16 protein-coding genes and 1 tRNA gene are annotated in these 15,643 nt (G+C 65.8%); 16 read left to right on the top strand and 1 reads right to left on the bottom strand.

The features are described from left to right. Positions 1-18: 18 nt before the first annotated feature. From ACFQNJ_RS06460 to ACFQNJ_RS06435, 6 genes are all read left to right on the top strand, one after another. A complete protein-coding gene (locus ACFQNJ_RS06460) occupies positions 19-972 on the top strand; it encodes a 4Fe-4S binding protein (protein ID WP_382255114.1) in 954 nt (317 codons plus the stop codon). Further along, positions 972-2,822, top strand: a complete 1,851-nt coding sequence (locus tag ACFQNJ_RS06455; RefSeq protein ID WP_382255111.1) for a nitric oxide reductase activation protein NorD — start codon at positions 972-974, stop codon at positions 2,820-2,822. Before ACFQNJ_RS06460 ends, ACFQNJ_RS06455 begins: the two co-directional genes overlap by 1 nt. Positions 2,823-2,883: 61 nt before the next feature. Beyond that, positions 2,884-3,585 carry a Crp/Fnr family transcriptional regulator gene (locus ACFQNJ_RS06450; protein ID WP_382255108.1) on the top strand — a complete coding sequence of 234 codons (702 nt, stop codon included), beginning with the start codon at positions 2,884-2,886 and terminating at the stop codon, positions 3,583-3,585. Between the two features lie 39 nt (positions 3,586-3,624). Further along, positions 3,625-4,719 (top strand): tRNA (adenosine(37)-N6)-threonylcarbamoyltransferase complex transferase subunit TsaD, encoded by a 1,095-nt coding sequence (tsaD, locus tag ACFQNJ_RS06445; protein ID WP_382255105.1) that lies wholly within the window; start codon positions 3,625-3,627, stop codon positions 4,717-4,719. A gap of 128 nt (positions 4,720-4,847) precedes the next feature. After that, positions 4,848-6,137 (top strand): branched-chain amino acid ABC transporter substrate-binding protein, encoded by a 1,290-nt coding sequence (locus ACFQNJ_RS06440; RefSeq protein WP_382255103.1) that lies wholly within the window; start codon positions 4,848-4,850, stop codon positions 6,135-6,137. Positions 6,138-6,160: 23 nt separating this feature from the next. Next, positions 6,161-7,342, top strand: a complete 1,182-nt coding sequence (locus ACFQNJ_RS06435) for a pyridoxal phosphate-dependent aminotransferase (RefSeq protein WP_382255100.1) — start codon at positions 6,161-6,163, stop codon at positions 7,340-7,342. On the opposite strand, the gene ACFQNJ_RS06430 is transcribed toward ACFQNJ_RS06435, so the two are convergent. Next, a complete protein-coding gene (locus tag ACFQNJ_RS06430; RefSeq protein ID WP_382255097.1) occupies positions 7,309-8,220 on the bottom strand; it encodes a LysR family transcriptional regulator in 912 nt (303 codons plus the stop codon). The genes ACFQNJ_RS06435 and ACFQNJ_RS06430 overlap by 34 nt on opposite strands. 101 nt (positions 8,221-8,321) lie before the next feature. Here ACFQNJ_RS06430 and ACFQNJ_RS06425 point away from each other — a divergent pair, with 101 nt between their 5' ends. From ACFQNJ_RS06425 to ACFQNJ_RS06380, 10 genes are all read left to right on the top strand, one after another. Continuing rightward, entirely contained in the window at positions 8,322-9,029 is a 708-nt protein-coding gene (locus ACFQNJ_RS06425) for a class I SAM-dependent methyltransferase (protein ID WP_382255094.1), read from the top strand. A 110-nt stretch (positions 9,030-9,139) separates the two neighbouring features. Then, on the top strand, positions 9,140-9,427 hold the full coding sequence (locus tag ACFQNJ_RS06420; RefSeq protein ID WP_382255091.1) for a hypothetical protein: 288 nt from the start codon (positions 9,140-9,142) through the stop codon (positions 9,425-9,427). Between the two features lie 205 nt (positions 9,428-9,632). Beyond that, the gene (rpsO, locus tag ACFQNJ_RS06415) at positions 9,633-9,899 is read left to right on the top strand and encodes a 30S ribosomal protein S15 (RefSeq protein ID WP_374641517.1); all 267 of its coding nucleotides are present in this window, start codon (positions 9,633-9,635) and stop codon (positions 9,897-9,899) included. Positions 9,900-10,115: 216 nt separating this feature from the next. Then, entirely contained in the window at positions 10,116-12,254 is a 2,139-nt protein-coding gene (gene pnp, locus ACFQNJ_RS06410; RefSeq protein ID WP_382255088.1) for a polyribonucleotide nucleotidyltransferase, read from the top strand. An 18-nt stretch (positions 12,255-12,272) separates the two neighbouring features. Continuing rightward, positions 12,273-13,262, top strand: a complete 990-nt coding sequence (locus ACFQNJ_RS06405) for an NAD(P)H-quinone oxidoreductase (protein ID WP_382255085.1) — start codon at positions 12,273-12,275, stop codon at positions 13,260-13,262. Between the two features lie 17 nt (positions 13,263-13,279). Next, on the top strand, positions 13,280-14,020 hold the full coding sequence (gene tpiA / locus ACFQNJ_RS06400; RefSeq protein WP_382255082.1) for a triose-phosphate isomerase: 741 nt from the start codon (positions 13,280-13,282) through the stop codon (positions 14,018-14,020). Positions 14,021-14,058: 38 nt separating this feature from the next. After that, on the top strand, positions 14,059-14,424 hold the full coding sequence (gene secG, locus ACFQNJ_RS06395) for a preprotein translocase subunit SecG (protein ID WP_374641509.1): 366 nt from the start codon (positions 14,059-14,061) through the stop codon (positions 14,422-14,424). A 173-nt stretch (positions 14,425-14,597) separates the two neighbouring features. Continuing rightward, positions 14,598-14,682 (top strand) — tRNA-Leu (locus tag ACFQNJ_RS06390). A gap of 48 nt (positions 14,683-14,730) precedes the next feature. Next, positions 14,731-15,090 (top strand): NADH-quinone oxidoreductase subunit A, encoded by a 360-nt coding sequence (locus ACFQNJ_RS06385; RefSeq protein ID WP_374641507.1) that lies wholly within the window; start codon positions 14,731-14,733, stop codon positions 15,088-15,090. Positions 15,091-15,152: 62 nt separating this feature from the next. Continuing rightward, positions 15,153-15,632 (top strand): NuoB/complex I 20 kDa subunit family protein, encoded by a 480-nt coding sequence (locus tag ACFQNJ_RS06380; protein ID WP_291010469.1) that lies wholly within the window; start codon positions 15,153-15,155, stop codon positions 15,630-15,632. Positions 15,633-15,643: the final 11 nt, after the last annotated feature.

The following is a 15,643-nucleotide window of genomic DNA, read 5'->3' as shown; positions in this document are numbered from 1 at the left end:
TCCTCATCACGTCACACCATGCAGCGCCGCCGCCTTCTCTTTCAGCTCGGATTCTTCGCCCTGTTCCTGCTGGCACCGGCCCTGAACCTGCTGCGCTTCGACCTGACAGAGGCCCAGCTGTGGTTTCTGGGGCAGCGCTGGTCACTGGGTATCGACGCCTTCCGGGCCGGCGAAATCACCGCCAACCAGGCGGCCCTGCAGATCATTCTCCGGGCCTTCCTGCCCGCCATCGTGATCATCGGCGTCTTTCTCGGGGTGGCCTGGCGCTACGGGCGTCTCTATTGCGGCTGGCTTTGCCCGCACTTCACCCTGGTCGAGACCCTCAACGGTGTGCTGCAGCGGGCCTGCGGCAAGCTCAGCCTGTGGGACAGGCACCGTACCCGGCGTACCGGCATACAGCCCTCGGCCCGCTGGTGGCCGGTGTTCTTCGGTCTGTGCACGGTGTTCGGCTTTCTGTGGGCCATCACGCTGCTGACCTACCTGCTGCCCCCAGCGTCGATCTGGGGCGGACTCATCCATGGCACGCTCACGCCCAACCAGGCCCGGTTCCTGATAGCCGGTTCCTTGATCTTCACGCTGGAATTCGCGTTCGCGCGTCACCTGTTCTGTCGCTTTGGCTGTGCAGTGGGCCTGTTCCAGAGCCTGGTCTGGATGGCCAACCCCAAGGGCATGGTGGTGGCCTTCCGGCGCGAGCAGGCCAGGGATTGCCGCACTTGCAGCACGGCAGCCCATCCACAAGGCAGCGCCTGTGACAACGGGTGCCCCATGCGCCTGCATCCCCGCAACATCAAACGCATGATGTTCTCCTGCGTCCAGTGCGGACAGTGTCTCGATGCCTGCGAAGAGACGCAGACCGCGCAAGGGCGTGAGCCACTGCTCGAATGGCGCATTGGCGCCGATGCGGTGCGCGAAACCCTGAGACAACGCAAGGCCGAGCAGGCCGCCCAGGCTGGGCAGAAAGCGAGTTCCTGATGGAAGAATGGGTCGGCAAGCAATGGCACCGGTTCATCGCCCGTGCTGCCAGTCGCGAACAGGCGCACGCCGCGGTTCAGCTGGACGAGATGCAGCGGGCCATCGGCATGCTGTTTCGTGCGGCGGGCGGCGCGGCGGCGGTCCGCGTCGCGCCTGCGTCTGATACGCGCACCGGCGGTCCGCGCGACTGGCTGCAGCGCATCGCAGGCAGTGGCACCCATGCCGCCATCGGTCGTCTGGAGCCCGAGGTGCTCTCCCTGCCGCCCACGCTGGCGGTGTTCGATGACCTTGCCCTCAACCGCGCGCTCTATCTCTGGCTGGCCGCCCTGGCCGCCAGTCATGAATCCACCGGAGACTGGGTGGGTGACAACCTGAGGGCCACCGCCGTGGCCTTGCAGCGTTTCCCCGGGCTGGTGTCACGCCATCGCGAACTGGTTCTGGCCCACCTGAGCCAACGGCCCGATCCCGGGCGATTGCGTGGCGCCCAGGCACAGGCCGAGCGTCTGGTCAGGCAAGCCCTCCACGGCCAGCTGCCGGGGGGGCATTCTGCCTTGACCCCGCAGGACGTGGCACCGGTCTGGCTCTGGCTGGATGTCCGGGCAGCAGCTGCGCCTGCGGTGTCCCGCCCGGACAGCGATTCCGATGAACCCGAAGCTGGCCAGACCAGGGCGCCGGCAGACAGCCGGAGGCGGCGCCGTGCCGAGACGGTCACCGACGAACGCGACCGCGCACCCCTGATGATGTTCTTCCGGGCCGAGTCCATCCTGTCATGGGGGGAGTTCATCAAGGTCAACCGCGCCAGTGATGACGATGCGGACAGCGATGCGTCACGCGTTGCCGACGACATGGACGTGCTAGCCATCGCTCCCGATGGCCAGACCACCGCATCCCGGGTGAAGTTCGACCTGGACCTGCCCAGCGCGGCCGCCGATGACCGCCCTCTGGGTCCGGGCGAAGTGCTGCCCGAGTGGGACTGGCGCAAGCAGACGCTCTTGCCGGGACACTGCTCGGCGCAAACGCTGGTAGCGGTGCCGGCACAGCCCTTTGTACCGCCCGTGGCATTGCGCAGCACGGCCCGCCGGGTGCGGCGTCGGCTGGAAATCCTGCGCGCAGGCCGGGGCCGCCTGCGCGCCCAGACCGATGGTGACGACATTGACCTGGATGCTTACGTGCGCTACCAGGTCGAAGGCCGGGCGTCGAGACAGGCGGGCCGCTCCGAAAGCCCGCCCGTGTTCCTGCGGCAGGTGCAGTCCGAGCGCAGCCTGGCGACCCTCCTGCTGGCCGATCTCTCCCTGTCCACGGATGCCTACGCCACCCCGGATGCCCGTGTCATCGACGTGATCCGTGACGCGCTGTACGTGTTCGGCGAGGCCATGCATGCCAGTGGCGACCCGTTTGCCATGCTGGGGTTTTCATCGGTGCGGCGCCAGAACGTGCGCATGCACCACCTCAAAGGCTTCGACGAGGCATGGGGTGCCGTCACACGCGACCGTGTCGGTGCCATCAAACCGGGCTACTACACCCGCATGGGCGCTGCTATCCGGCTGGCCACGCGGCGGCTGCAGACCCGGCCCGAACGCCAGCGCCTGCTGCTCATCCTGACCGATGGCAAGCCCAATGATCTTGACATCTACGAAGGTCGCTACGGACTGGAAGACACTCGCCATGCCGTCCAGGCCGCACGGGCAGCCGGACTCACGCCGCTGTGCATCACCATCGACGACCAGGCGCATGACTATCTGCCCATGCTGTTCGGGCAGAACGGCTATGTGATGGTGCACCGCCCGCAGGATCTGGTGCACCGCCTGGCGGCCATTCATGCGCGTTTCATGCGCGCTGCCCTGAATTGATGCAGAGCGCATGTGGCAAAACGGTTAGAGTCGCGGTGTTTCCGGCTCACCGCAGGCTCCCATGGATCTGTCCCAGTTCGATCTTCCCCGCTACCTGTCACTCCTGCCCCTCTTCCAGGAGATGCAGAAGCCCGAGCTTCAGCGTCTGGCCGAAGGCTCGCGCCTGCGCCGACTGGCCCGGGGCGAGGATGTGTTCCGCATCGGGGAACCCTGCACCGAGTTCCACGTCACTGTCAGTGGGCAGGTCAAGCTGTTTGCCATTTCGCCCCAAGGGCAGGAAAAGATCATCGAGATCATCGGGCCAGGCAACAGCTTCGCCGAGGCCCTGATGTTCCTGGAGCGCCCCTACATCATCGGCGCCCAGGCCCTGACCGACACCCTGCTGCTGAGCGTCTCCCGGGACGCGGTCATGCGCGAGGCCGAGCGCGACCCGCGCTTCTGCATGCGCATGCTGGCCGGCCTGTCACGCCGCCTGCACGGCCTCGTCAATGACGTGCAGGCCTACGCCCTTCACAGCGGCATGGAGCGCGTGATCGGCTATTTGTTGCGCGATCTGCCCGAAGACGCCCGGGAAGGAGCGGCCGAGGCCGCCAGCGTGGTCCTGCCGGTCAGCAAGGCCGCGATTGCGTCCCGTCTGTCCATGACGCCGGAGTACTTTTCGCGTGTTCTGCATGAGCTGGAGAGCCAGGGACTGATCGTGATCGACAAGCGCGAAATCACCATCCCCGATCCGGCCAGGCTGGCGCGGCATCCCCTGAGCTGAGCCGGGCAGGGTCTTGGCCCGCCACGTACACTTCGGGCCATGCTGATCCTGGGCTTTGAATCCTCCTGCGACGAAACCGGTGTGGCGCTGGTCGATGCCAGCGGCCATGCCACTCCACGCCTGCTCGGTCATGCGCTGCACAGCCAGATTGCCATGCACCAAGCCTATGGTGGCGTGGTGCCCGAACTCGCCAGCCGGGACCACATCCGGCGGGTGCTTCCCCTGACCGACGAGGTCATGGCACAGGCGGGCTTGGACCTGTCCGCCGTCGATGCCGTGGCCTATACGCGCGGCCCGGGCCTGGCCGGGGCGCTGCTGGTGGGCTCCGGGGTGGCCTGCGCACTGGCCATGGCCCTGGACAAGCCGGTCATCGGCATTCATCACCTCGAAGGCCACCTGCTGTCGCCGTTCCTCAGCACCGACCCGCCGGAGTTTCCCTTCGTGGCCCTCCTGGTGTCGGGCGGACACACACAGCTCATGCGGGTCGACGGGGTAGGGCGCTACGAGCTGCTCGGGGAAACCATCGACGATGCGGCAGGCGAGGCCTTTGACAAGTCCGCCAAGCTGCTGGGCCTGGACTATCCGGGGGGACCGGCACTCTCGCGACTGGCGCAGGAAGGCGATCCGCAGGCCTATCGTTTCCCGCGACCGCTGATGCACAGCGGTGACCTGGACTTTTCCTTCGCAGGCCTGAAAACCGCGGTGCTCACGCAGGTCAAGAAGCTGGCCCATGCCCGCCCGGAGGGTCCGGCCACCCTGCATCTGGCCGATCCGCTGACCCTTGGCCAGAAGGCCGATGTGGCGGCCAGCGTTCAGGCCGCGATCGTCGAAGTGCTGGTCAGGAAGTCCTTGTCGGCCATTGACCAAACCGGCCTGCGCCGGCTGGTGGTCGCCGGGGGCGTGGGCGCCAATGCGCGCCTACGGGAGCAGCTCAACGCGGCATGCGCGCGTCGGGGCGTGCGGGTGCACTATCCGGAACTGCACCTGTGCACCGACAACGGCGCCATGATTGCGCTGGCCGCGGGACTTCGGGTGCAGGCGGGGCTGGCCGCCGAAAGTCTGCGCCAGCCTGCCTACCGTTTCGACGTGCGCCCCCGCTGGCCACTGGCCGAACTGTCCGCCGGCACTGTCTGAAAACGGGGTGGGGTAGTCATCGTAATTATGAATTACACTGCGCGCCACCTTCACCCGGGCGACAGGTCCGGGTGATTCCCGAGCCGGTGCCACCGCGCCGGCGAGCCTGTTTTCCGGAGATCGCATCCATGACCTCATCCACCTTCTCACGCGCACGCCGTGCGCTGCTTGCCTGCGCCATCGGACTCGCTGCCACGGGCCTGGCCCATGCCCAGCCCGCCGCGCCCCAGGGAACCCCGATCCGCATCGCCATGATCGAGGGTCTGTCCGGCCCATTCGCCAACACAGGGGAGGCGGTCTTCCGCAACCTGGTCTGGGCCACGGAGCGGGTCAATGCCCGCGGTGGCGTGCGGTTACCCGGCGGCAACCGCCCCCTGGTCATCGACCGGTTCGACAGCAAGGGACAGACCGAAGAGGCCTTGTCCGGGTTGCGTGCGGCCATCGACAAGGACATCCGCATCATCACGCAGGGCAATTCCTCGGCGGCCGCTGCCGGTCTCATCGATGCGCTGAACAAGCACAACGAGCGGGACCCGTCGCGGCAGGTGCTGTTCCTCAACTACTCGGCGGTCGACCCCATCCTCACGAACGAGAAGTGCAGCTACTGGCACTTCCGCTTCGATGCCCATGCCAACATGCGCATGACCGCGCTCATGAGCGTGATCGGCGAAGACAAGGACCTTCGCAACGTTTACCTCATCGGTCAGGACTACAGCTTCGGTCAGGCCGTGCTGCGTGAGGCGCGGGCCCAGCTGGCCGCCCGCCGGCCCGATGTCAGGATCGTCGGTGACGAACTTCATCCCATGGCCCGCATCAAGGATTTCGCCCCCTACGCCGCCAAGATCAAGGCCAGCGGCGCACAGGCCGTGCTCACCGGCAACTGGGGCAATGACCTGACACTGCTGGTCAAGGCGGCCCGCGAAGTGGGCTTCGAAGGTACCTTCTACACCTTCTACGGCAACGCCCTCGGCGCACCTGCCGCCATCGGTGACGCAGGCATCGGCAAGGTGATTGCCGTGGCCGACTGGTTTCCGAACGTTCCCACCCGCGAATCCGAAGCCTTCTACCAGTCCTTCCGCCAGCGCTTTCCCAACCCCGCCGACGACTACGTCCACATGCGGATGCAGCTCATGATCGAGGCGCTGGCCCAGGCCATCGAGCGCGCCGGCAGTGTCGAGGCCGCCGCCATTGCCGCCCAGCTGGAGAAGGTGGAGGTGAAGCTGGCGGGGCAGACCGGTCGCATGCGTGGCGCCGACCACCAGTTCCAGCAGACCCTGGCCGTGGCGGTGATGGACCGCCAGGGGGCTCCCGGGGTGAAGTTCGATGTGGAAGGCTCGGGATACGGTTTCCGTGTCATCCGCCAGCTCGCGCCCCAGCAGGCCGAGCAGCCTCATACCTGTAACATGGCACGACCCTGACAACCGAGACCTGAGGACGTGACATGAGAGCTGTGGTGGCATCGCTGGAGGAATCCCGCATTCGCGAGGTGGCCAACGAGGGCATGGGTCGCGACGGCGTCCTGCGCTTCTGGTTCGGAGAGAGCGATGAGGTCACGCCCGAGGCGATCCGCGAAGCGGCCATCGCCTCGCTGCAGGCTGGAGAGACCTTCTATGCCCACAACCTCGGTCTGCCCGAACTCCGGCATGCCATCGCCGGTTACACACACACCCTGCACCCGGTGCAGACCACCGACCACTGGTTCGACCGAATTGCGGTCACCTCCGGCGGGGTCAACGGCCTCATGCTGGCCTGCCAGGCCCTGCTGGAAGCCGGTGACGAGGTGGTCGCTGTCACGCCCGTCTGGCCCAACCTGGTGGCCCAACCCGCCATCATGGGGGCGCGGGTGCGGCACCTGCCGCTCACCGCCCGACCTGTCGGCGCCGGTGCCTGGTCGCTTGACCTGACGGCCCTGCTGGCGGCCATCACGCCGGCCACGCGCCTGCTGGTGCTCAATGCGCCCAACAACCCGACGGGTTGGACCCTCTCTCGCCAGGAGCAGCAGATCATCCTTGACCACTGCCGCCGGACCGGAACCTGGATCCTGTCTGACGAGGTGTACGAGCGTCTGTACTACGCCGACGACACGGCCAACGGCGCGGCCCCCAGTTTCCTGGACATCGCTGCGCCGGAAGACCGGCTCATCGTGGCGCACAGCTTCTCCAAGAGCTTTCTCATGACCGGATGGCGCCTGGGCTGGCTGGTGTTGCCGCCGACCCTGACGCACGCCGTGGGCAAGCTGATCGAGTTCAACACCTCGTGCGCGCCGGTGTTCGTGCAGCGCGGCGCGATCGCCGCCCTGCGACATGCCGACGAAGTGACGCCCGCCCTGGTCGCCCACCTGCGCCAGTGCCGCGATACCCTGCTGCCTCTGCTGCAGGGTGTGCCAGGCGTCACCGTGGCCAATCCCAAGGGTGGCATGTACGCGTTCTTCCATCTGGCCGGGCACGACGACTGTCTCCTCACCGCCAAGCGTCTGGTGCGCGAGGCGGGTCTGGGGCTGGCGCCGGGCAGCGCGTTTGGGGCCGAGGCCGCGGGCTGGCTGCGGTGGTGCTTTGCCAGCCGGGATCCGGGGCGGCTTGAAGCGGGTGTTCAGCGCCTGGCCGGCTGGTTGTCCGCCGCCTGAGGCCACCGGGACAGCCCCTCGGCCAGCGCCTCGAACACCACCCGTATCCGCCGTGCCGTGCGCAGCTCCCGGTGCGAGACCAGCCAGATGGGAAAGCGCACCGGCGGGACGTCGTCAAGCACACGCACCACGTCGGGCGTCTGGCAGGCAATCTCCTCCATCATGGCTCCGATTCCCATCCCCTGCCGCACCAGTGCCCAATGGGCCACCGAGTGCTCGGCGTAGCAGCTGAAATTCCCCTCCTTCACTGGCAGGCCGTGCTGCTGAAGGTAAGTCAGGTAGCGGCCGTCCCGCTCCGCACCCACGAAAGGCAGGGCCGCGGCCTCTTCGGCGGCGCGGGGATGACCGTGGACTTGCACCCAGTCCCTGGAAGCATAGAAGCCGGCGGTGGCCTCCCGGACCAGCCGTGCGATGAGCTCGGGCTGTTCGGGCTTGACGTGCCGGATGGCGATGTCGGCCTCGCGTCGCAGCAGGTCACTCAGTGCGTTCGATGGAATGACCTCGATGGCAATGCCCGGCTCCTGCTCGCGCAGGCGCCGCACCATCGGTGGCAGCAAATAGGCCGCCACCGCATCGCTGGCCGATACCGACACCACGCCACCTGGCGCCTGTGAGCGCCCGCTGGCCACCAGGCTCAGGGCATCGGCCGCTGCGCCCATCGCACGGGCGTGCTCCAGCAGTTCGTGGCCCGTGGAGGTGAGTGCCAGGCCCTTGCCCACCCGCTCGAACAGGGTCACCCCCAGGCGCTGCTCAATGGCCGCGACCTGCCGGCTCAGGGTGGGCTGCGTCAGGCCGAGCTGGCGCGCTGCTGCCGACAACGACCCGGCCTGGGCCGTGGCCAGGAAAGCCCTCAGTTGGTTCCAGTCGATGTTATCCATGCGTTTGTGTATAGGTGGGCTGCAATTTAACGCAATTCCCTGCAAAACTTTGCATGGATAGCATCCGTTCATTGTTCATCGAGCCTCACGTGCCTTCTGTCATGACCCGTTATTCGCCTGCTGCCACAGCCACCGCGGTGTCTCCCGAGCTGTCATCGGCCGGTGCGGCCCTGGCCCGCAAGGCCCGTTTCTGGGACCGCATCGCCCGCAAGTACGCGGCCGACCCGATTGCCGACCTGCCGGGCTACGAGGCCACGCTGCGTCGGGTGCAGGGTCTGCTGTCGACCAGCCACGACGTGCTGGAAATCGGCTGCGGCACGGGCAGCACGGCGCTGCGGCTGGCATCGCGAACCCGGCGCCTGCTGGCCACCGACGTGTCGGCCGAAATGATCACCATTGCGCGTGAAAAACTGGCCGCCCAGCCCGTGCCACAGCTGGAACTCGCGGTCGCCGATGCGGACGCACCGGTGTTCGGGCACGGCGCCTGGGATGCGGTGCTGGCGTTCAATCTGCTTCACCTTGTCGACGACCTTGACCATGCGATTGACGCGGTCGTGCAGGCGCTGCGGCCTGGCGGGCTGTTCATCTCCAAGACCGCGTGTCTCAACGAGATGAACCCGCTGGTGCCGCGCCTGGCGTTGCCGCTGATGCGTGCCATCGGCAAGGCGCCCCATGTGCTGTGCTTCGATGCGGCGCACCTGCAGGCCGCGCTGGTTCGCCATGGTCTGGCCATCGAGGCGGTCGAGCGCCACGGCACCAAAGGCAAGGACATCCGCGTCTTCATGGTGGCCCGCAAGCCGTTGGCCTGATACCCCCCACCTGCGTTCCCTATGGGCGTCTGCCCCGGGCTTCGTCTCGTCGGGGCAGGGCGCCTGGCGGTAAGCGCAGAGCCGTTTTCTTTTCAACAAGGAGTCTCATCATGAAATTGCGTACAAGCGTCCTGATCCCGCTGGTGGTCCTGTCTGGGGGCTGCGGCACCTTGGCGGGCAACACCAACATGCTCACTGACGAGCGCATCCGATCCGAGGTGGGGGGCGCGATGGGAGTCAAGGCCGAAGAGGTGACCATCGTGGATCGCCGGACCGAAGGCACCAACACCTACGTCAATGTCAAGACCGCCAATCGGCAGAGCCACGCCTGCATCATCAACGGCGGCAACATGCTCAGCTTCGGGATGACCAATCCACCGGTCTGCAGCAGAAGGTGACGGTGCCCCGTGCCATGTCCCATGCACGGATGAAGATGCAACCCTGACGTCTTGTTCCGCCTGACCGAATGACCGCTTCCTTGGTTGAGGGTTTGACGTTACAATGCCGGGTTGCTGTGTGCATTTACAGCAGCATCACGCCCGTTGCGGCATCCCCTGAAGGGGGTCGCTGCGACGGGTCGCAAGTAACCTGATTGGAAAAACCATGATCGAAAAATCCGTCAAGGCCGCTGTGGTGGCCGAGAACGCCCGTGCCGCCAACGACACCGGCAGCCCTGAAGTGCAGGTCGCCATCCTGACCGCCCGCATCAACGAACTGACCCCCCACTTCCAGCAGCACAAGAAGGACCACCACGGTCGTCGCGGTCTGCTGAAGATGGTCAGCCGCCGCCGCAAGCTGCTGGACTACCTCAAGTCCAAGGACGCTGACCGCTACGTGGCCCTGATCCAGAAGCTGGGCCTGCGCAAGTAATCGAGCGCTGCAGCATGCAGAAAACGCCTGGGTTGGTTCGCTGGCTCAGGCGTTTTGCGCTTTATCCACACGGAGACCGCTGAAAAGCAGAGCGAAGCTGTGTCATTCCAACGGACCTGAAGCGGTCCTCAGCTCCGCTGGAATGGCATCGTGTTCTGTTTCAATGGCCTCCAGGCACCGGGTGCAGCCCATGCGCCCAACACACAGGAGAACACCATGACCATGTTCAACAAAGTCACCAAGACCTTCCAGTGGGGCCAGCACACGGTCCGCATGGAAACCGGCGAAATCGCCCGCCAGGCCAGCGGCGCCGTGCTGCTCGACATGGATGGCACCGTGGTGCTGGCCACCGTCGTCGCCAAGAAGGATGCCAAGGCCGGCCAGGACTTCTTCCCCCTGACCGTCGACTACCTCGAAAAGTCCTATGCCGCCGGCAAGATTCCGGGCAGCTTCTTCAAGCGCGAAGGCCGTCCGTCCGAGTACGAGACCCTGACCAGCCGCCTGATCGACCGCCCGATCCGCCCGCTGTTCCCGGACGGCTTCTTCAATGAAGTCCAGGTGGTCATCCACACCGTGTCGCTGAACCCGGAAGTGGACGCCGACATCGCCGCCATGATCGCCACCTCGGCCGCCCTGTCGATCTCCGGTATCCCGTTCAACGGCCCGATCGGTGCTGCCCGCGTGGGCTACATCAACGGCCAGTACGTGCTCAACCCCGGCCAGACCGAGCGCCAGAACAGCCAGATGGATCTGGTGGTCGCCGGCACGCAAGCCGCCGTGCTGATGGTTGAATCCGAAGCTGAACAACTGTCTGAAGAGGTCATGCTGGGCGCCGTGGTGTTCGGCCACGAGCAAGGCAACATCGCCATCGCCGCCATCAACGAGCTGGTGCGCGACGCCGGCAAGCCCGAGTGGGATTGGCAGCCGCCGGCCAAGAACGAGCCGCTGATCGCCAAGGTCGAAGCCCTGGGCAAGGCCAAGCTCGAAGCCGCTTACCAGATCCGCAACAAGCAGGCCCGCACCCAGGCCTGCCGCGAGGCCTACGCCGCCGTGATGGACGGCCTGAAAGCCGAAGGCGTGGAGTTCGACAGCGTGGCCGTCGAAGGCCTGCTGCTCAACATTGAAGCCGCCATCGTGCGCGGCCAGATCCTGGCCGGCGAACCCCGCATCGACGGCCGCGACACCCGCACCGTTCGCGCCATCGAGATCCGCAACAGCGTGCTGCCGCGCACCCACGGCTCGGCCCTGTTCACCCGCGGTGAAACCCAGGCCCTGGTGATTGCCACGCTGGGCACCGACCGCGACGCGCAGCGCATTGACGCCCTGTCCGGCGACTTCGAAGACCGCTTCATGCTGCACTACAACATGCCTCCGTTCGCCACCGGCGAAACCGGTCGCGTGGGCAGCCCCAAGCGCCGCGAAATCGGCCACGGCCGCCTGGCCAAGCGCGCCCTGGTGGCCGCCCTGCCGAGCAAGGAAGACTTCCCCTACACCATTCGCGTGGTTTCCGAAATCACCGAGTCCAACGGCTCCTCGTCGATGGCCTCCGTCTGCGGCGGCTGCCTGGCGCTGATGGACGCCGGCGTGCCGATGAAGGCCCACGTGGCCGGCATCGCCATGGGCCTGATCAAGGAAGGCAACCGCTTCGCCGTGCTGACCGACATCCTGGGTGACGAGGACCACCTCGGCGACATGGACTTCAAGGTGGCTGGCACGACCAACGGCATCACCGCTCTGCAGATGGACATCAAGATCCAGGGCATCACCAAGGAGATCATGCAGGTCGCCCTGGCTCAGGCCAAGGAAGCGCGCATGCACATCCTGGGCAAGATGCAGGAAGCCATGGGCGAGGCCAAGACCGATATCTCCAACTTCGCGCCGCGCCTGTACACCATGAAGATCAACCCGGAGAAGATCCGTGACGTGATCGGCAAGGGCGGCGCCACCATCCGTGCGCTGACCGAAGAGACCGGTACCCAGATCGACATTGGCGAAGACGGCACCATCACCATCGCCTCCACCGACGGTGCCAAGGCCGAAGAGGCCAAGCGCCGCATCGCCGAGATCACGGCCGAGGTGGAAGTGGGCAAGGTCTACGAAGGCCCGATCACCAAGATCCTGGACTTCGGCGCCCTGGTCAACCTGCTGCCCGGCAAGGACGGTCTGCTGCACATCAGCCAGATCGCCCACGAGCGCGTCGAGAAGGTCACCGACTACCTCAAGGAAGGTCAGATCGTGAAGGTCAAGGTGCTCGAGACCGACGAGAAGGGCCGCGTCAAGCTGTCCATGAAGGCCCTGATCGATCGCAACGCCGCTCCCCGCGGTGATGCCGAGCAGGCCCAGCAGCAACAGTAATCCGGAGCGGACGGCCACATGCGTGCGATCGAGATCAGCCGCTTTGGTGCGCCAGACGTGCTGCGCCCGACCGAGCGACCGCTGCCGGTGGCCGGTGCGGGTGAGGTGCTGATCCGTGTGCGTGCGTCGGGCGTGAACCGCCCCGATGTACTCCAGCGCAGCGGCGCCTACCCACCGCCGCCCGGCGCGTCCGACCTTCCGGGTCTCGAGGTGTCGGGCGTCATCGAATCGGGTGACGCCGCAGCCATGGCCGAGGCCGGATTGGCGCTGGGGGATCGCGTGTGCGCTCTGGTCGCCGGTGGCGGCTATGCCGAGTACTGCGTGGCGCCTGTGGGCCAGTGCCTTCCGGTGCCCGACGGTTTCGACGATGTCCAGGCAGCGTCGCTGCCCGAGACGTTCTTCACCGTGTGGAGCAATGTGTTCGACCGTGGCCGCCTGCAGCCGGGTGAAACCCTGCTGATCCAGGGGGGCACCAGCGGCATTGGTGTGACGGCCATCCAGCTGGCCAAGGCCTTCGGTGCCACGGTCATGGCCACCGCGGGCAGTGACGCCAAATGCGCGGCCTGCCTGGCCCTGGGCGCTGACCATGCGATCAACTACCGCACACAGGATTTCTCGGCAGTCGCCAAGGAGCTGACCGGCGGGCAGGGCGTCAATGTCATTCTCGACATGGTCGCAGGCGACTACGTGGCGCGTGAGGTCGAATGTCTGGCTGAAGATGGCCGGCTGGTCATCATTGCCGTGCAGGGTGGCGTCAAAGCCGAGCTGAACGCCGGCCTGGTGCTGCGTCGGCGCCTGGTCATCACCGGGTCCACCTTGCGTCCACGTCCCGTGGCGTTCAAGTCGGCGATCGCCCGTTCGTTGCACGACAAGGTGTGGCCGCTGCTGCAGCAGGGCGGTGTGAAGCCTGTCATCCACAGCACCTTTGATGCCTCCCGCGCGGCGGAGGCCCACGCCCTGATGGAAACCAACCAGCACATCGGAAAGATCGTGCTGACCTGGTCCTGAATATTCCGGAGAACCCCATGTCCCGCAAACTGATTGCCGGTAACTGGAAGATGAACGGCGGCCTGGCTGCCAATGAAGCCCTGGTCAAGGCCATGCTGGCTGACATCGGCTCGCCCGCCTGTGATGTAGCGCTCTGCGCGCCGGCACCCTACCTGGCCCAGCTGCAGTCCCTGCTGCAGGGCAGTCCCATCGCCTGGGGTGCCCAGGATGTGTCTGCCCATGAGCAAGGTGCCTACACGGGTGAGGTGAGCGTGGCCATGCTCAAGGATTTCGGTTGCCGCTATGCCATCGTCGGCCACAGCGAGCGTCGCCAGTACCACGGCGAAACCGACGAGCTTGTGGCCGCCAAGGCGCAGCGTGCGCTGGCGGGTGGTGTGACGCCGATCGTGTGTGTGGGGGAAACCCTGGCGCAGCGCGAAGCCGGTGAAACAGAAGCCGTGGTCAAGCGTCAGCTGGCTGCGGTGATTCACACGGTCGGCCATTGCATCACGGAAATCGTCGTCGCCTACGAGCCCGTCTGGGCCATCGGTACCGGCAAGACCGCAACACCCGAGCAGGCCCAGCAGGTCCATGCGGTGCTTCGTGCCCAACTGGCCGCGGCCACCACCAACCCCAAGCGGATCCACATCCTCTATGGCGGCAGCATGAATGCCGCCAACGCCGCCAGCCTGCTGACCCAACCTGACATTGACGGCGGGTTGATCGGCGGCGCCTCGCTCAAGGCGGCCGACTTCCTGCAGATCGTGGCCGCCGCCTGAGCGGGCGCCCCTTCAGACAGACAACTTACGGAGAACCCATGACAGTTCTGATGACCATTCTTCAGGCCCTGCAGATTCTGGCCGCCATCGGCATGATCGGCCTGATCCTGATGCAGCACGGCAAGGGTGCCGACGCGGGGGCCGCTTTTGGTGGCGGTGCCGGTTCGGCCAGCCTGTTCGGCGCCTCCGGCGGTGCCAATTTCCTCTCGCGCAGCACGGCGGTGCTCGCGGCCATCTTTCTGGCCTGTACGCTGGGTTTGGCGTACTTCGGCAACCTGCGTCCGGCGGCTGCGCCATCGGGCAGCGTGCTGGAGGGGGCGGCACCCGTGGTGGTTCCGGCCGACCAGGCCAAGCCCGCCGATGCACAACCGGCCAGCGGCGCGGCCCAGATCCCTGCCAAGTAATGCCATGGCATGACCGGGGCTTGTCAGGCTCCGGTCAGAAGATGCCGCATCGCACAAAATCCGTCGTTTAACCGACACCGGTGAGAGAAACCGGACCCTTTTCAGGGTAAACTCTATGGGTTGTCCGAGAGCCCGTCCGCACATCACAAGCGGGCCCGGCAATGAAGACCCAAGCCGACGTGGTGAAATTGGTAGACACGCTATCTTGAGGGGGTAGTGGCGAAAGCTGTGCGAGTTCGAGTCTCGCCGTCGGCACCAATCTTTGGCAAACATGGCTCCCACGGCCATGCCAGCGGAAACAGCAAGATGAGTCTCGAACAATACCTTCCCGTACTTCTGTTTGTCCTGGTCGGTATTGCGGTAGGCATCATTCCGCAAGTCCTCGGATACATCCTTGGCCCCAACCGGCCCGATCCCGAGAAGAACTCTCCTTACGAATGCGGCTTCGAGGCTTTCGAAGACGCCCGGATGAAATTCGATGTCCGCTACTACCTGGTGGCCATCCTGTTCATTCTGTTCGATCTGGAAATCGCCTTCCTGATTCCCTGGGCTGTGGCCTTCACCGATATCGGTGCCACCGGCTTCTGGGCAGGGGTCGTTTTCCTGGCCATTCTCGTCGTGGGTTTTGCCTACGAATGGAAGAAGGGCGCCCTCGACTGGGAGTGATCGCCGCAGGCGATCTGCCGTGACGCGCGTCGCGTTCTTCCCTCGACGCACTGGAGCAGTTCATGATTGAAGGTGTTTTCAAGGAAGGCTTTGTCACCACCAGCTACGACTCGGTGGTGAACTGGGCCAAAACGGGTTCGCTGTGGCCGATGACCTTCGGTCTGGCGTGCTGCGCCGTGGAGATGATGCACGCCGCGGCAGCCCGTTACGACATCGGCCGCTTTGGTGCTGAGGTCTTCCGCGCCAGTCCCCGGCAGTCCGATCTGATGATCGTGGCAGGCACGCTGTGCAACAAGATGGCACCGGCCTTGCGCAAGGTGTACGACCAGATGGCCGAGCCCCGCTGGGTCTTGTCCATGGGGTCGTGCGCCAATGGTGGCGGCTACTACCACTACAGCTACTCGGTGGTGCGCGGATGCGACCGGATCGTTCCGGTCGATGTGTACGTGCCCGGCTGCCCGCCCACAGCGGAGGCCCTGATCTACGGGATCATCCAGTTGCAGCAGAAGATCCGCCGCACCAACACCATCGCTCGCGCCTGAGGCGCCGGATC

The organism is Hydrogenophaga bisanensis, from assembly GCF_042665135.1.
In the GTDB taxonomy this organism is placed as follows: domain Bacteria; phylum Pseudomonadota; class Gammaproteobacteria; order Burkholderiales; family Burkholderiaceae_C; genus Hydrogenophaga; species Hydrogenophaga bisanensis.
Note: the sequence above shows the minus strand (reverse complement) of the source record. Positions and strands in the feature narration are given on the sequence as shown.

Excerpts from the sequence above, each read along its gene's own strand:
- ACFQNJ_RS06385 (WP_374641507.1), top strand. The coding sequence starts at position 14,731 with ATGAGTCTCGAACAATACCTTCCCGTACTTCTGTTTGTCCTGGTCGGT.
- ACFQNJ_RS06420 (WP_382255091.1), top strand. The coding sequence starts at position 9,140 with ATGAAATTGCGTACAAGCGTCCTGATCCCGCTGGTGGTCCTGTCTGGG.
- ACFQNJ_RS06450 (WP_382255108.1), top strand. The coding sequence starts at position 2,884 with ATGGATCTGTCCCAGTTCGATCTTCCCCGCTACCTGTCACTCCTGCCC.
- ACFQNJ_RS06380 (WP_291010469.1), top strand. The coding sequence starts at position 15,153 with ATGATTGAAGGTGTTTTCAAGGAAGGCTTTGTCACCACCAGCTACGAC.
- tsaD (WP_382255105.1), top strand. The coding sequence starts at position 3,625 with ATGCTGATCCTGGGCTTTGAATCCTCCTGCGACGAAACCGGTGTGGCG.
- ACFQNJ_RS06460 (WP_382255114.1), top strand. The coding sequence starts at position 19 with ATGCAGCGCCGCCGCCTTCTCTTTCAGCTCGGATTCTTCGCCCTGTTC.
- ACFQNJ_RS06435 (WP_382255100.1), top strand. The coding sequence starts at position 6,161 with ATGAGAGCTGTGGTGGCATCGCTGGAGGAATCCCGCATTCGCGAGGTG.
- ACFQNJ_RS06440 (WP_382255103.1), top strand. The coding sequence starts at position 4,848 with ATGACCTCATCCACCTTCTCACGCGCACGCCGTGCGCTGCTTGCCTGC.
- ACFQNJ_RS06405 (WP_382255085.1), top strand. The coding sequence starts at position 12,273 with ATGCGTGCGATCGAGATCAGCCGCTTTGGTGCGCCAGACGTGCTGCGC.
- pnp (WP_382255088.1), top strand. The coding sequence starts at position 10,116 with ATGACCATGTTCAACAAAGTCACCAAGACCTTCCAGTGGGGCCAGCAC.
- ACFQNJ_RS06430 (WP_382255097.1), bottom strand. The coding sequence starts at position 8,220 with ATGGATAACATCGACTGGAACCAACTGAGGGCTTTCCTGGCCACGGCC.
- tpiA (WP_382255082.1), top strand. The coding sequence starts at position 13,280 with ATGTCCCGCAAACTGATTGCCGGTAACTGGAAGATGAACGGCGGCCTG.
- secG (WP_374641509.1), top strand. The coding sequence starts at position 14,059 with ATGACAGTTCTGATGACCATTCTTCAGGCCCTGCAGATTCTGGCCGCC.
- rpsO (WP_374641517.1), top strand. The coding sequence starts at position 9,633 with ATGATCGAAAAATCCGTCAAGGCCGCTGTGGTGGCCGAGAACGCCCGT.
- ACFQNJ_RS06425 (WP_382255094.1), top strand. The coding sequence starts at position 8,322 with ATGACCCGTTATTCGCCTGCTGCCACAGCCACCGCGGTGTCTCCCGAG.
- ACFQNJ_RS06455 (WP_382255111.1), top strand. The coding sequence starts at position 972 with ATGGAAGAATGGGTCGGCAAGCAATGGCACCGGTTCATCGCCCGTGCT.